This is a genomic window from Vibrio sp. YT-16 (genome assembly GCF_033337405.1).
GTDB lineage: Bacteria > Pseudomonadota > Gammaproteobacteria > Enterobacterales > Vibrionaceae > Vibrio > Vibrio alginolyticus.
The window spans coordinates 64,407-80,030 of record NZ_JAWOQQ010000012.1 but is presented as its reverse complement, the minus strand read 5'-3'; the positions used below and the strand labels follow the sequence as shown (position 1 = coordinate 80,030).

Genomic DNA, 15,624 nt, shown 5'->3' with positions numbered 1-15,624 from the left:
CTGGTGGACAACAGCCTTGAGCGGCAATACTTGGCGAGGCACGAGACCTAGCATTGCAAGGGTAAGTCCGGCGGGTGGGCCTCGGTGGCGACTAGGGGGAACCCCTGTTAGTGGAGAGCAGGTAAGCCGCAATGTTTACTCATTGCGGCTTACCTGGGGTCAAGTACCCATTAATTAGTAAACACTTAGGTTTATTACTTCCGTACCGCTTTCAGCCAATGTGGCAATTTCTGGCTCAATATCTACCAGTTGGTCATATACTGAAAGCTCCTTGGCAGCGGCTATGTCTAGATAATATTCAGTTTTATCGGGGGTAGTAGCAATTGCATTCGTCTCTGGCAACGATTCAGCTTGAAAAGCTGCTATTGGTAAGTACTTAAACATGTCTTTCCTCCTAACATTTACAAATGATCTTGCTTGTCAGATGACACTCATTGCTCTTTCGTAGAACAGACAGAAGTTCGCTCTGTCTGTTTGAATTCTCTCTTTAACCTTATCTTGCGTTGATTCTCTTAGCGCATCTAACACCTTTACTAATATGGAAGCAGTGAATGCGTCTATCAGTAGTGGTTGAAGACCTAGTTCTTTAGATTCATCAGTAAAAGAAATTGTTGTGAGTGATTTATTGATTAATTCATTTGGCCAAACAAAGAGCATTGCTTGGCCTTGAGCGACTTTTTTAAGATTATCGTAATTGCAGAACTCTGTTTTCATATTGCCCCCAAGCAATTGTTTTCAAATAGATAGTTACATAAGCAACTAAGGAAATTATACTAAAACACGCCCTAAAATACCACATTTACACATTTTACATAGTAAAATATACTGAACTATATTGATTGACTTTGGACCGGACAAAGGCAACACAATAGGGCTCGATAGAGGGTCAGCTTTTTAGGCGAAGCCGTTAAGAAAAGCGATACAAATGCTTCTAGCTCGCCGAAGGCGAATCATATGGCCACCAGCATTCTGCTAGGACGGTGACAACGGGGGTTTGTTGGCAACGACCTAGCGCTGGAGGTCAACAGCCTTGAGCGGCAGCACTTAGTGAGGAACGAACCTTAGCGCTGCAGGGGTAAGTCCGGCGGGTGGGCCTCGGTGGCGACTAGGGGTATCCCCTATTAGTGGAGAGAAATTTTTATGTTTCGATTGTAGTTGATTGGTTTTATGTACACCAGAGAAAAAAAAGCCCCGACAATATTGCCGGGGCTGGTCGCTTGGGGAGCGGTTATTCTGGTGCTGGTTCTCTATATACCAGCAATCTTCCACTAATTGACTTTTGATTGCTCTTTCCCTTATGGGGGACACAGATAGAGTACAAGGAAAAATGTTTAGCCTTCACCACTTCTGTTAGGCATTGGCTTTTAAACCTACGCTCGAGAATGTTCAGGCTGTCTTCTAAAGTATGCGAAAGAGGTTCAGGCTTTCTCTCTACTGCTGACCCACCTAAATTGTAATAATATAATTTCCACATAAAAAACAACCCAAAACCAATACCAAGTCTAATGTACATTCAAGCTAATGTTTGCTTCAAGTTCGAGTGTGAAAATCGTATCTTCATAGCTATAAACCACAGTGTTATTACTAACGATTGGTTCTGACATTAAGAACAACTCTGACATATCGAGAAATGACTGCTTATCTATCTGTTCCTGTGGAAAGCTACCCACCTGTACTGTGATAACCTTAGTAAATCCAATCCATTTCTTTACATCTTCATGTTGCTTTTTCTTATTGGCAATCATAGATTTGATGTAGCTACTTCCTTGCCCTTCCTTCTCTTTTCCACTTTCGACGCTGACGACTTCGGAATGATTAAGCTTGATAGGCTCCTTGTTAGAGTTGTCTTGCTGACCATTACTAGATGGCTCGTTAAGGCATGAGTAATCAGCCAACATACCAATGCATTTGAAGAAGCCATTTACATCCGAACGGTCAGTAAAATGAAAACCTGGGATAGCGCCATCAGATTTAAACTTTGAGTAATACCCATTGTTCTCCTTAGCCACTGAAAGCAACGACTTAAAAACATCAGGGCTTTGTTTTTCTTCGAAGTTCACCACGAAAACTAAATGGCCTTTTTTTGTGTGATGCATCACCTCAATTGGCTTGGCCTTCCCAACAATAGAGTTCTTAAGGTCTACTTCGGATTGATTACTACTGTTTTCTGTTTTCTTGCCAGTAACCTTCTTTTCTGGAATAGCTATTTCTCCATAAGGAACACTTGATTTTTTATCGTTCGTGTTGAGCACTATCTTTCTAATTTCTATACCGCAACGAATGTAATCTTTATTTGTCAGATAAAAGCCTCGTCCCATAGAATACTTTTCTCTGTGCTCTGTACTAAGCTCTTTGTCGGATAGGGCTGCGGTGTCTTGGTGGTTTAGCGCTGCTTTACGCATCTCAGAAAATAGATCTCGGGTGTGCTTTGACCATGCCAGGATGATGGTTCTATTAGTTTGTGTTTCATAATAATCAGTATAAGGGTCTGATCTATCACTCATAGAGGTAAATTTGGCAACGATAACCGCCTGGGCATCTTCAGGGATAGATAAGTTGTCCTGGAAAGCCTCTACCGCTTTCCGATGTTCCATTATGCGCTTTTGCCTTTCTTCGTATGCTTTCTTTTCTTCCTCTTCCTTGCGCTTAGCTTCTTCGGCAATAATAGAGGAATAAAGTGCCTTGTTCTTGCTGTTGTCGATATCTTCTAAATCGACCTTAGTTAGAAAACCAAACTCAAGCAGCTCTTCTCGTGTCAATCGCTCCTTGAATTCTTCTACATACGATTTCAACTTCCCTAGGCGCTCTTTTATACTTTTGTCGCAACCACGACCCAGGCTTAGGTCAATATTGAAAATCGTGCCAGAATCGAAAGTTACCTTAACATCTGTCTTTTCATACCCTAGTTCGCATTTTGCAGCTACTTCATGAGCAAGTTGTTCAAAATCTTCGATAGAGTAATCTTTCTCTTCAAGCATTTTTGATTCAGAAAATAATACAGTAACTGAAATTGGTTTAATCATCGTTGCCCCCAAGCATCGGAAAAATAGATTAAGAATAAGTTGTTCTCTTAACTTAAAAACATTATAACTCACACCCCCAATAAATACCATATTAACACACTATAAATAGTAAAATATACTTAACTTTATTTATTGACTTTGGCCCGAACAAGGGCGTCACAATAGGGCTCGATAGAGGGTCAGCTTTTTAGGCGAAGCCGTTAAGAAAAGCGATACAAATGCTTTTTGCTCGCCGAAGGCGATTCATATGGCCACCAGCATTCTGCTAGGACGGTGACAACGGGGGTTTGTTGGCATCGTACTAGCGCTGGTGGACAACAGCCTTGAGCGGCAGCACTTGGTGAGGAACGAGCCTTAGGGATGCAGGGGTAAGTCCGGCGGGTGGGCCTCGGTGGCGACTAGGGGGAACCCCTATTAGTGGAGAGAAAATTCATCTCAATATCTTGTTCACAGGACAAAAAAAAACTCAGTGCTTAACACTGAGTTTTTTTGAGGGGTTTTGAAGTATCTCTACTACTTTTGGTTCAGATGATGAACCGTTGGTATTGAGGTATATTTCACGTTCTCATCGATTTGACCCACCGCGCTGACCGAGGGAGAAAGTGCTGCTATTAATAAGAAAGCGATAATATTGTTACTCATAAGATTAGCTCCTAGTTGCCGAACGAAATAAAACTTTATACTGGTAATCCTCAAGAAACTTTAGCTCGAGGTCGAAGGCTTAAAATTCTCGTGTAAATAGCATATTTCTGTTTTGCCAAATCTTTAGTAGTAACATGTGAGCTCTTACCTAACTTAGGTTCTGTTTGACTGTCAGTGCCTAGCATTTCTTTTAACACTTCAAGCTCAGCCTCGAGGGTGTCATTTGATGAAATGTATCCAATATAGTTGAATACATCCTGGGAAGAGAAACTTAAGCCATCAGCTTTCTGGTGCTCATGCCGGGAGATATAGCAGCGCTTACCGTTAATGATATCGATATGATAAGCCTCTACAATGCGGTCACCGTATCCATCATCCCAGCCATTATCTTTGTTACGGCCATATAGCCGTGAATGTCTGTAATGAAACTTGAGAAATTGCTTCATTTCTTCAAAAGAAATGAGAATATTATTGTGTCTCATATTGCCCCCAAGCAATTGAATTTATTAACAAGCCATGTAAAGAGTATAACAAAACACGAATTAAAATACCACATTATAACATCTATGTTGTGGTATTTTTTCTATTACTCTGTTCGTCTTTAGTGAATTCCTGGGGTGACATGGCCCTTAAAAAATCTAAGGCCATGGCATTCTCAATTAACCACTAAATTTCTGTGCTGCCTATCCATTGCTCGCCTAGATAGACATCTGCATAATCGTATTCAAACTTAGAGCAGCACTCCTCTAAATCTTCGTAGGTCCAACCATCAGCTGGAGCTGGTACCAACTCCTTCAAGATAAAATTTTCCCCATAGCAATATAGATTAGATGCCTCTAGTCCAGTAATTAAACAGCTCTCGCCTTCTTTAGGTCTTGCTATACATTTAACACTCATTAGATTTACCTTTTGAAATCACTATTTTTACAGTCTTCACTTGTGTACCAGATTCGGAGAAAGTCCCTTCTTTACAACTAGTGACCGATGCGCCCAGCTCCTTCAGCCATTCTTGGAATTCTCTTTGAATTCTACGGGTCCCGTTAACCGCTCCATCACTTGCTATGGTAACTAAGCGGCCACCGATGTCTAAGTGATTGAACATCTTTCTTATATGCTTAATGTCCTGGTGCTTATTGAATGGGGGGTTAGCCAAAATACGGTCGAACTTATTACCCTCAGGGTACTCCATAAAGTCCATACAGTGAGTTGCGTATCTATGATGCTTAAGCATGTCGAAGTTCTGAGGGTTCAGCTCGATAGCAACACCATTATCACTAATTCGAGCCATACGATTTGCACACCTACCATCGCCGCAACTAGGTTCCATCCATCTATGTTCAGGCCTGAGATCTAAGTCAATCATCATTTCATCTGCTAGAGTGTCCGGAGAGAAAAACATTTGGTATTTTTTCTTATCATTGAGCTCTTCTCCTTCGATAAGTTTCTTTTGTATATCAACTACGTTTCTATACTCGAAATGAAATGCACCTTTTTTGTATTTGCCTCCAGCCTTAAGTAATAAGTTCTTTATCGCTTTGTAGTGCTTCAGCTGCTTTTGAGGTAATACTAGTGTGTTGTCTATTGGTAGAAGCAATGACAGTTCATGTTCAATGGAGTGATCATCAGATTGCTCTTTCTCATTAAGTTTGTTGAAAAAGAAATGGTCATGTGCATGCTTGATTACAGTCAAAGTATCCTCACTGATGAAGTGAATGTCTGGGTGGAAACCAAGAGCGTTCAAAAAATTGGCTTTATCAATGATCTTATTGCCTGTTACCTGGCGAGTATCGCACTCATTTCTCTCCAGCCATTGGTAATAGAAAGTGTCTTCTAAGGGTGCCGACATTTTCATATTGTTGATAATGAACAGACTCTTTAAGCAATTGGGCTTTGTATCGCTGTGAACAACTATTGCTCTTGAGGGACGACTAGCACCAAATTTTTTTTTGTATTCCGCTTTACTAGGGGTGTCTAGAAGTACGGAAGAGCCGCAGTCATAAAGCACCTCAACATTTCCTAATGATTGTGAAAGAATGAATGACAGACCATCTTCGTCTATAAATGTTGTAATTTCCATAATGCCCCCAAGCAATATATCTAATTGATTAACTGGTAATAATTATATCTAACCCCATAGACAAATACCATATTTAAACACTAAATAAAGTAAAATATAATTAACTAATCACATTGACTTTGCCCCGGACAAAGGCGTCACAATAGGGCTCGATAGAGGGTCAGCTTTTTAGGCGAAGCCGTTAAGAAAAGCGATACAAATGCTTTTTGCTTGCCGAAGGCGATTCATATGGCCACCAGCATTCTGCTAGGACGGTGACAACGGGGGTTGGTTGGAATCGTACTAGCGCTGGTGGACAACAGCCTTGAGCGGCAGAACTTGGTGAGGGACGAGCCCTAGTGATGCTGGGGTAAGTCCGGCGGGTGGGCCTCGGTGGCGACTAGGGGAACCCCCTATTAGTGGAGAGCAATTTTAAGTTTCTATTTTAGTTCTATGATTTCATTAACACGAGAGACAAAAAAAACCCCGACAATATTGCCGGGGCTGGTCGCTTGGGGAGCGTTAATCCCTGGTAGGTTCTGAGTCTAATGCTTTAACATAAACAGCATCAGCAACACCGTTTTCACACATTGAAGTAGCTGAAAAATTGTCTTTTGTGGTTTGACTGTAAAGTTCACTGTATTGCGAGTTACTGAGCCAGATCAGGCTGTTATCATCGTCCAAACCTAAAAATCCTTTGGTTGGTGAGTAGATACGATAAAAAGAGCTCAGCTCATAGGTTTTAAATACCCTGCTATCTGGTAATGAGAACCAATAGCAGTCCCAATCTAAGTGAATATAGGCTTGCCTCTCTTGACACGGTTGTGAGAAACCTATCACTTTGAAGCCTTGCAGAACTAAGCCATAACCATTAACGACAATGACCTCCTCTCCAGAAGTAAACCTTGATTCGCACAATGGTATTGAAGTTAAGCTATTTTCAATATATTTCAGCATGGATATTCCTCTCTTACTCCTTGAGATTAAGCTATTAAGCCAGTAAACAAATCTTGCTCTAGCTCTTTGGATGAGAACTGAAATCCTTGACTGATATTGAATTCCCGGTCAGCTACCAAATCGACAAAAAAGTCATGAACATTTTCATTTTTACAACACTCTTTAATGTTCTGGGCTGCAATATAGGCTGCATGCTTAGGATTGATAGCACTGACAACGAAAGCTTTGCTCTCTGAAGAGCCAAATCGAACTGAAGTTAAAAACTCCGTATATTGGTCAAACTCATTGCCCCGCAAAACAACTTTAATTTCACTACCCTTTGAAGTCTCAAGTTTTACATAAGAGAATCCATCTTCCAGCACTTCAAGTAGTGCTCCCTTGCAACCTTTAAATGCACCTTCAGTTACGATAATTTTCATAAAGCCCCCAAGCCCTGAATATCAATCAACGATTAAAGCATTTCTGCCCCAATCCATAATAGCCATTATACCAAATAGACTATTAAATACCACATAACAACACTAAATTTAGTTAAATATATTTAACTTTATTTATTGACTTTTGGCCGGACAAAGGCGACACAATAGGGCTCGATAGAGGGTCAGCTTTTTAGGCGAAGCCGTTAGGAAAAGCGATACAAATGCTTTTTGCTCGCCGAAGGCGATTCATATGGCCACCAGCATTCTGCTAGGACGGTGACAACGGGGGTTTGTTGGCATCGTACTAGCGCTGGTGGACAACAGCCTTGAGCGGCAGCACTTGGTGAGGAACGAGCCTTAGGGATGCAGGGGTAAGTCCGGCGGGTGGGCCTCGGTGGCGACTAGGGGGAACCCCTATTAGTGGAGAGCAATTTAGCCACCGAGACGATGGCTAAATTCTATAGGTTAGGACCACTCAAAGATCGGCAATGATCGCTCTTCTCCTGCATCTGAATCTAACTCTACACACTTAAAACCCAATTGGGCTGCTTTCGAAAGAATAAAATTTAGCTCGTCAGAATATTCTTTACGGATATTTAAATCGTGTTGTGTATGCAATTTAATGAAATAGCCCGTATTTCGTTTTGCTACTAATGAAAATTCTTCCTTAGAGATTTCATCAAGGGCAACTACATCTCCTTCCTTTATATGGCCAGTGCTAAGCTCAACTGTTGTATATTGGTTGTTGATATCAAACATTAGCCTTCCCCTTGGTCTAAATTGATGTTCGAGTGTGAACAAATGACCATCCTAAATGCGCCCTTTGTTTTGAGCTCTATTACGTGGGAAAAGACTTCTTTCGCCTCAAAAAACAACTCATCTTTAAAATATCCTTTTTGATACGTACCTCGGAGTGTACGAAACCCATCAAACTCCGGTACTCCCTTAATTCCTCGGTCCGTATTAGAGCGAGCTGAAACAACGACTATGCCGCCCTCTTGACTACAGAGCTTAGCTAGGTTTTTCCAGACCTGTTTTCTGGGTAAAGGGGGCAATACATTGGTGCAATATCCACAATATACAAATGAGTAATGCGCTTTAAGAATGTCTAGATCAGGACAAAATGTGTAATCGTACTCTGCACACATACCTGATAAATCGTATATAGCTTGAGTGTCCTTACTTTCTTGTTCACGCCCTTTCGCATAGTTCAAAGCTGGGGCTGACACTAAATGAGGGAACTGTGAGAGAAACTGTTTTAATGGGGCACTAACAGATTTACGTGCGATTGAAGTTTTTGAGGAGACCTCGAACTCCTTCTTGATCTCTTCAGGTGTTTGATAAAAGGATTCTGATTCAAATTGTTCTGAAACGGGTACTAACTTTAATGCTAAATTTTCCATACTGCCCCCAAGCAATGTATATCATTGATTAACTGTTAATAATTATATCTAACCTCACACATAAATACCATATTAATACACATATGATTGTTAAATATAATTAACTATATTTGTTGACTTTGGCCCGGACAAAGGGGCCACAATGGGGCTCGACAGAGGGAAAGCTTTTTAGGCGAAGTCGTTAAGAAAAGCGATACAAATGCTTTTAGCTCGCCGAAGGCGAATCATATGGCCACCAGAATTCTGCTAGGACGGTGACAACGGGGGTTGGTTGGCAATGTCCTAGCGCTGGTGGACAACAGCCTTGAGCGGCAATACTTGGCGAGGCACGAGGCCTAGCATTGCAAGGGGTAAGTCCGGCGGGTGGGCCTCGGTGGCGACTAGGGGGGACCCCTGTTAGTGGAGAGCGCTTGACTGGCCATAATGACCAGTCAAATTTTTCTACAGTATATATAAATCGTAGTAGCTAGCTTCTTCAGCTGTAAGCTTATACCCAGGCTCTACAGAGTGGGTAGATACGCGATCTTTACTACATTTAATGGCTTTAAGTGTGTTATTGATCTCACTGCAAGCATCAACAACAAACAGATCTGGGATAAAGCCATTCTTAAAAAAGCTTGATTGTTTATTGCGGATCATCTTTAGGAAGACTGTTTCAATTTTAGGTGGTAGCCCGTAAACAAGTGCATGCCTTACAGTCATTAAATTTATGAACTCATGAAGTATTTCGTGGAATGTAAATCGACCTACTTGGTGTTCTGAGGATTCTGTAAAAGCGGTACACTTGTAAATCAGATTGGTAAGGAGATTACATGTAATGTAATCAACCTCTAAAAGTTGGCCTTTGCATTCAGATTTTTTGATTCCTAAATCTTGTACTTGATTGACCCACTCCAGGTAAGGGAGCACCGTATTTAAATCATCCAGTAAGTACCCAAGTTTGGTTTCGAATTCACGTACCTGTTTGTACCAGCATGCTAGCACCTTGTCGGAATTTCCGTATTTGCTCTGAATAGGTTGGGTTCGGATGCTTCTAAGACGTTTGCCTTGAATAGCATTTACGCACTTGAATGCTAGTGTAAGTGCTTTTTTTACTTGTGCCTTCTTTTCTTCGTTGATCTTTATGATTCTGTCCATACTGCCCCCAAGCAACTTTTTATAAAAAAGAGGGCCATTGAGCCCTCTATACACGTTAGATTTACCGATTACTATTCTTGACGGAACGGATCAATTACAAAGCCAAGCGCGTCTAGGGGTTGGCTATTGTATGCAGTAAGTGCTTCGCGACCTAAATCCAGTTCGTATCCAGAGCCAACAAAGTCATCACCTACAAAGCCACAAATAACATTGTTTGAGATACCTTCGATACCTTCCCAAGCTCTCCCGGTCCAATATTGCGATTCGACAATCCAAACACCTTCACGATGAACGCGCACTCTAAAAGCACTTTCACTTCGCTTAAGTTCTTCTTTACTTATATCGATGTTCACATCAGGATTAAATAGGTCACCAGATAGAGCTTTTAAATCTACATACTGGTCTTCTTGTTTAATGAATCGGATTTTCCCTAATCGAACAGCTAGGGCTACTTTGTCTATTTCGCCGTTTCTCTCCGTGGATGTTTCAGTCTTTTCGGGTGTCAGCTGATTAAGTAATGAAATGACTACTTTCTTATCGAATGATGAAATCTTCATATTGCCCCCAAGCAATTGTTTTAAAATAGATAGTTACATAAGCAACTAAGGAAATTATACTAAAATACGCCCTAAAATACCACATTTAAACATTAAATATAGTTAAGTATATTTAACTATATTGGTTGACTTTACCCCGGACAAAGGCGATACAATGGGGCTCGACAGAGGGACAGCTTTTTAGGCGAAGCCGTTAAGAAAAGCGATACAAATGCTTTTAGCTCGCCGAAGGCGATTCATGTGGCCACCAGCTTTCTGCTAGGACGGTGACAACGGGGTTTTGTTGGCATCGTACTAGCGCTGGTGGACAACAGCCTTGAGCGGCAGAACTTGGTGAGGGACGAGCCCTAGTGATGCTGGGGTAAGTCCGGCGGGTGGGCCTCGGTGGCGACTAGGGGTATCCCCTATTAGTGGAGAGAAATTTTCTTGCAAGGTCTCTATTTCTTTTATTGAATTTATACGGACAAAAAAAAGCCCCTGCTTTGTAAGCAAGGGCTTTTCGCTTGGGGAGCGTTTAATCAAATGTTTGAGGATCTAGCTGTTCAAGAAATGGTACTACGTCTCTCTTAAATACCGCCTCAGCATTCACAGTATGAGCGCGAACCCATGCATTATTTCGGGTTGGTGAGAATTTGAAGCTAAACTTTCTTAGTCTTTGGGTAACCTCTTTCGGTGGCCTACCACCTAACCAAATACCAATGCGCCCATCAATAACCCCGTGCTTAATTCCATTTTCTAATTCACCTTCTAATGAGTTTGAATTTCGACTTTCTTCGACTCGCTCTGCTTCGACTAAACGTTGTTTTAATCGTCGGATATTAGCATTTGAGTTTGCTAAGCTAAATCGTCCCCAAGTGTTTACTATTGGATTTGGCTCCAAAAACGTTTTAAGGAGGTTTTGAGGTATACCACGTTCAAGCATCTTGTTTTCAAGTACAGCAGCACTATTATCTGTAAGCTCTCCATTTTCAGACGCTTTATATGCAGCTGGCACTAAACGATTAGCTATTTTCATGTAGCCATGCATTGTTTCCGCTTCACTAATTTTAATTCTTAATTGCTCAACCGGGTTATCTGATGACATTTTGACAACTGAACCATCCCCATCGGGGAACAGTTTCTTTGCAATGGCTTTTAAGGCTCTCTGAGGATAATCTGCATATTGATTAAGCTTATCCCTACTATTCTTATTGGCCTTTTCTGCTTTCGCCACAGGGAATCTCGCTGGCCCTGTTACATGCCATGAGATACATTTGGACTCTGCACTTATGTACTCATCGAAGTAGCGTTTTAACTTTCTTTGAAATTCTTCAAACTCAATTTCAACAATTTCTTCCACTGAACAATTAAACGCCTTCGATGGTGCGCTTTCCGAAGTGGACTTGATCAGCTCATGAAGTGAAATTTTGAATGTCCGTAATGCGTTGCAGTAGTCAACTACTGCTTGAGCGGCGTGACGCTCAGGAAATTGAGATTGGCCATTAAAAGCTCGCTCAATTGATGAAGGATCAAGCTGGCTCTTATATTCAAGCAGATCCTTGTCTTCTCCAATGTATTCCTCGATTTTTTTATTAACTAAATTTTGCATCTGTAGCCCCCAAGCTATCTATGTTTAACAAATGATTTAACGTATTTATTTGATGTGTTAATTATACTAACAACCCCCAATAAATACCATATTAACACACAAATAAATGTTAAATATAATTAACTATTTAGATTGACTCTGGCCTGGACAAAGGGGCCACAATGGGGCTCGACAGAGGGAAAGCTTTTTAGGCGAAGCCGTTAAGAAAAGCGATACAAATGCTTTTAGCTCGCCGAAGGCGAATCATATTGCCACCAGCATTCTGCTAGGACGGTGACAACGGGGGTTTGTTGGCATCGTACTAGCGCTGGTGGACAACAGCCATGAGCGGCAATACTTGGCGAGGAACGAGACTTAGTAATGCAAGGGGTAAGTCCGGCGGGTGGGCCTCGGTGGCGACTAGGGGGAACCCCTGTTAGTGGAGAGAAATTCATAACCTGCAATAAAAAAGAGCTCTATTGCAGGTCGATATTCTATTTAGATTCTATGCCGCCATTCGCTCGTATTGTGTGTTTAACACATTGTTAAGCCACTTACCAACCCATTCACCAACCCAACAAAAGGCCGAGTAAATCACCGACTGGCCCAAACATTCGTGGGCTAGTCCTACGGTCAGATCGCGAACGAACGATTCTGGTATTTGCTTGCACTTGGCATGTTCAACAGTTGTAAATAACCTAGCTAATTTACCATTGCTATGGATTAGAAATGGATCGGTAGATCGACACTTTTGGTATGATTTGGTTATGCACCCTACCTTTGTAGCAGTAGGCTTAAGCCACTGGAGTCGAAAGCCTTTCTTTTGAGCAATGTCTCTCTTTTCCTTTTCCACTAAATATGTATAGGGCTTATAGCTTTCATGAGTTTCAGGTATATCATCGAGTACATCAGCTAAGCAGCTATATTTATAAGTTGTCCTTACCTTTTGGGGCATAAAGTCCTTTAAACCCTCTTTGAAGGAGCTGCAGTATCCAATACCACAAAGCCTCTTTCTATCTTCAAGTGCACCAAACTGAGAACCTGCTAATGTCATATTTATAAAGTTGTACCCAAACACTTTACTAAACGTATCTACGATAACAGCGTATGAGTTTGATTTAGTAAATGAAGTAACATTCTCAAAAACAGAAATAATTGGATTCGTTATCGACTGCCAATGCAAGAAATCGATAAAACACCCGCCTGTATTTTTGTGTGCTTCTGCAAATTTATTTCCGTTCTTAGATCTGCCGCTTATGGAACTCCCTTCGCAAGGCAGCGATCCTGAATTGACTTCCGTTCTAACGCCACCTCTGGACAAATCAACACTCTCCAATCGCATATTTAATCCGTATTGCTCTTCCGGTGCCTCCACAGCCCACACAGGATTATTTTGCAGACATGCATTGAAGTACCTTTCACTCGATTCGACAATTACCTTTACGAAAGTAGAAAGCTTACTCCGCTTAAGTCCATCGGAAATACTTGAGCACAATACCCCTATACCATTAAATATATCTGAAGTGGATAAAGGTATATTCGCTTTGTACTTTGACATAGCTCTCTGAACACGCTCTTTTTGTTTGAGATTCCTCCAAGTCTTTATCACTCTATCGAGACTTAACTTCTTGATAGGTGAAGCCGGAGTTAGTTCAACAGAAGCAGAACCAAGCTCAGCCCCTGTGATATTTTTAGATAAGTAACCATTCAATTCATCATTTTTTACGTAACCCATATTTTTCATAGTATGTGAAAATGCGGCTTCAAGAGGATCTGTCCACTGTGTATCTATAAAAATTGCAGATGGTTGAAGTGTTTTGATGAAGGCAGTCATTAAGTAAAAGTAACAATTAGCCTCTGGCGCACCTTGTAAGCTAATCACTTCAGCCTTGATGCTACTCTTCTTTAGATCAAACAGCTCTATTGGCGAGTTGTATTCCAACTCGTTAGAAAGGAGTACTAAATTAGAATTAAAGCTGAATACGGCATGGTTTAAAGGCTTAAGATTTCTCGTCATATCCTTAAACCTCAGCTCTCTGTCACGAATCTCTTGGACTGAATGCAATTCGACAATTCGGATTTCACCATCTTTGATGTAGGCTTTTACATGGTCTCCGAAAATATCTAAATCAGCGTGCTTTAAGTCAATGACAGGTCGCTCTTTACCGTTTCGTCTTGAGTTGGTCACTTGTCGAGAGCCGAAACGATCAATAACTATTTTAATTTCTTTCTTTGTACGGTCAGACTTAAGCTGAAACTTAGCCCCTCCTTTAAAACCCGCCATTAGTAAATACTGCCCTTCGAAGAATACTCTTAGTTTATTTCTATGGAGAGAAACTTTCTTCTCTAATACCTTTATCATACTGCCCCCAAGCAATTGATCTCACTTGCCTTAACTATGTCATAATTATATAAAAAACAACAAATAGATACCACATTTAAACACTAACCTTTGTGAAATATAATTAACTTATTATCTGGACTTTGGGCCGGACAAAGGCGACACAATAGGGCTCGATAGAGGGTCAGCTTTTTAGGCGAAGCCGTTAAGAAAAGCGTTACAAATGCTTTTTAGCTCGCCGAAGGCGGATCATATGGCCACCAGCATTCTGCTAGGACGGTGACAATGGGGTTTTGTTGGCATCGTACTAGCGCTGGTGGACAACAGCCCATGAGCGGCAATACTTGGCGAGGAACGAGACTTAGTAATGCAGGGGTAAGTCCGGCGGGTGGGCCTCGGTGGCGACTAGGGGGAACCCTGTTAGTGGAGAGCTTTCAAACCCATTAACTCCATTTGTTTGTGAGGAATAAAGTTTCGTTACTAAGCAATAAGTTTGATACTGAGTATTAAAGTTTTATACTTAATGGCAGCCATCAGAGTACGCCGCCATTTCTAAAACGTTTATGTCCAACTTAGAACTAGCTGGTGAAGCCAGTTCATGGAAGATAGAATGAGCGGGCGTTTAAATGATGGCTAGCCAGCTTTTTTAAGCTGGGTGTACTAAGATGTGGGCTTGATGTTTCTCGGTGTTCCACTCTTTCATTTCAGCAAGAAATAGGCCGTGAGCATTAATCGATTCAATTAATTCAGGTGCACGCTCTAGTTGGATAAGCATCGATAACGGGGTGAGTTGATTGTGTTCTTGGTCAAAACCGTGTTCGACTTGTTCCTCTAGCATATAAAGAATCCCAGGCTCCGCTTCACTACCCTCCTCAAACAGTCTTGATTCGATACCCTCTACGTCATAAAGGTGTACGAGTAGGTTATAAAGCTTTTCAGCACCGATGAGTTTTGTATGCTTCGATTGTGAATTAAGTTGATGCAGTTTCATTTCTAGGTTCCCACCTTTTTTTCTTGCTAAGCTGATCATCAGTTTGATGTCTTTTTTGATATTCGATAACGACTTATCGTTGAGCTTTGGCTTAAGGTACTTTATCAGTATGTCATTGCGTGATTTTACTGGAACAAAACGGGAAGATGCGGAAACCTGACACAGCAAATGAAGCAGGGCGTGGGTAATGACGTTGTGAAGGTTGTGGTAGTAGTCAAAGTCTCGTTTGATTTGCATAGCCAAGGTAGCGTTGTGGGTGGATTATAAGAATATTGGGGCTGGGCGTTTTAAATCAACCTTAATAATGAGTTCGGGAGTAGTTTCCCAGACATAGAGTTGTTCATGGATTGCTAATGTTTGATTTTCCGAAAATGATAATTGTCCAGAAACGTATTTGAATGGGACCGCTCAATCTGTGGATGCTCAAGACAACCAGCATGAAACTTTATTCCTCTCCTACACCAATACATCCCAGACCAATTAATAAACCAGGTCATCATATTGCATGATATGGGGCCTATTTTTTTATCT

16 protein-coding genes are annotated in these 15,624 nt (G+C 41.3%); all 16 read right to left on the bottom strand.

What is annotated here, in order from left to right; all coding sequences use genetic code 11:
- Nucleotides 1-174: 174 nt before the first annotated feature.
- Complete coding sequence (locus tag R7F07_RS18060; RefSeq protein ID WP_025636820.1) at nt 175-384, bottom strand: hypothetical protein; 210 nt, start codon at nt 382-384, stop codon at nt 175-177.
- A 36-nt stretch (nt 385-420) separates the two neighbouring features.
- The gene (locus tag R7F07_RS18055) at nt 421-714 is read right to left on the bottom strand and encodes a hypothetical protein (RefSeq protein ID WP_025636822.1); all 294 of its coding nucleotides are present in this window, start codon (nt 712-714) and stop codon (nt 421-423) included.
- A gap of 788 nt (nt 715-1,502) precedes the next feature.
- Entirely contained in the window at nt 1,503-3,023 is a 1,521-nt protein-coding gene (locus R7F07_RS18050) for an LPD25 domain-containing protein (RefSeq protein WP_138058894.1), read from the bottom strand.
- A gap of 513 nt (nt 3,024-3,536) precedes the next feature.
- Nucleotides 3,537-3,665: a hypothetical protein gene (locus R7F07_RS18045; RefSeq protein WP_257390153.1), complete on the bottom strand. Its 129-nt coding sequence runs from the start codon at nt 3,663-3,665 to the stop codon at nt 3,537-3,539.
- Nucleotides 3,666-3,715: 50 nt separating this feature from the next.
- Complete coding sequence (locus R7F07_RS18040) at nt 3,716-4,147, bottom strand: hypothetical protein (RefSeq protein WP_025636572.1); 432 nt, start codon at nt 4,145-4,147, stop codon at nt 3,716-3,718.
- Between the two features lie 184 nt (nt 4,148-4,331).
- Nucleotides 4,332-4,463, bottom strand: coding sequence for a hypothetical protein (locus tag R7F07_RS18035; RefSeq protein WP_254919935.1), 132 nt, complete (start codon nt 4,461-4,463; stop codon nt 4,332-4,334).
- Between the two features lie 88 nt (nt 4,464-4,551).
- Complete coding sequence (locus tag R7F07_RS18030; protein WP_025636575.1) at nt 4,552-5,742, bottom strand: class I SAM-dependent methyltransferase; 1,191 nt, start codon at nt 5,740-5,742, stop codon at nt 4,552-4,554.
- Between the two features lie 501 nt (nt 5,743-6,243).
- Nucleotides 6,244-6,678: a hypothetical protein gene (locus R7F07_RS18025; protein ID WP_025636763.1), complete on the bottom strand. Its 435-nt coding sequence runs from the start codon at nt 6,676-6,678 to the stop codon at nt 6,244-6,246.
- A gap of 26 nt (nt 6,679-6,704) precedes the next feature.
- Entirely contained in the window at nt 6,705-7,097 is a 393-nt protein-coding gene (locus tag R7F07_RS18020; RefSeq protein ID WP_025636765.1) for a hypothetical protein, read from the bottom strand.
- A 465-nt stretch (nt 7,098-7,562) separates the two neighbouring features.
- Nucleotides 7,563-7,856, bottom strand: coding sequence for a hypothetical protein (locus R7F07_RS18015; RefSeq protein ID WP_025636768.1), 294 nt, complete (start codon nt 7,854-7,856; stop codon nt 7,563-7,565).
- On the bottom strand, nt 7,856-8,500 hold the full coding sequence (locus R7F07_RS18010) for a hypothetical protein (protein ID WP_025636769.1): 645 nt from the start codon (nt 8,498-8,500) through the stop codon (nt 7,856-7,858). The genes R7F07_RS18015 and R7F07_RS18010 overlap by 1 nt, the downstream gene beginning before the upstream one ends.
- Before the next feature lie 441 nt (nt 8,501-8,941).
- Nucleotides 8,942-9,637 carry a hypothetical protein gene (locus tag R7F07_RS18005; RefSeq protein ID WP_025636716.1) on the bottom strand — a complete coding sequence of 232 codons (696 nt, stop codon included), beginning with the start codon at nt 9,635-9,637 and terminating at the stop codon, nt 8,942-8,944.
- Between the two features lie 71 nt (nt 9,638-9,708).
- On the bottom strand, nt 9,709-10,194 hold the full coding sequence (locus tag R7F07_RS18000) for a hypothetical protein (RefSeq protein ID WP_025636715.1): 486 nt from the start codon (nt 10,192-10,194) through the stop codon (nt 9,709-9,711).
- A gap of 514 nt (nt 10,195-10,708) precedes the next feature.
- A complete protein-coding gene (locus tag R7F07_RS17995) occupies nt 10,709-11,782 on the bottom strand; it encodes a hypothetical protein (RefSeq protein WP_025636739.1) in 1,074 nt (357 codons plus the stop codon).
- 484 nt (nt 11,783-12,266) lie between these two features.
- Nucleotides 12,267-14,123, bottom strand: coding sequence for a DNA cytosine methyltransferase (locus R7F07_RS17990; RefSeq protein ID WP_025636632.1), 1,857 nt, complete (start codon nt 14,121-14,123; stop codon nt 12,267-12,269).
- Between the two features lie 625 nt (nt 14,124-14,748).
- Nucleotides 14,749-15,330, bottom strand: a complete 582-nt coding sequence (locus tag R7F07_RS17985; protein ID WP_054574998.1) for a DUF2913 family protein — start codon at nt 15,328-15,330, stop codon at nt 14,749-14,751.
- Nucleotides 15,331-15,624: the final 294 nt, after the last annotated feature.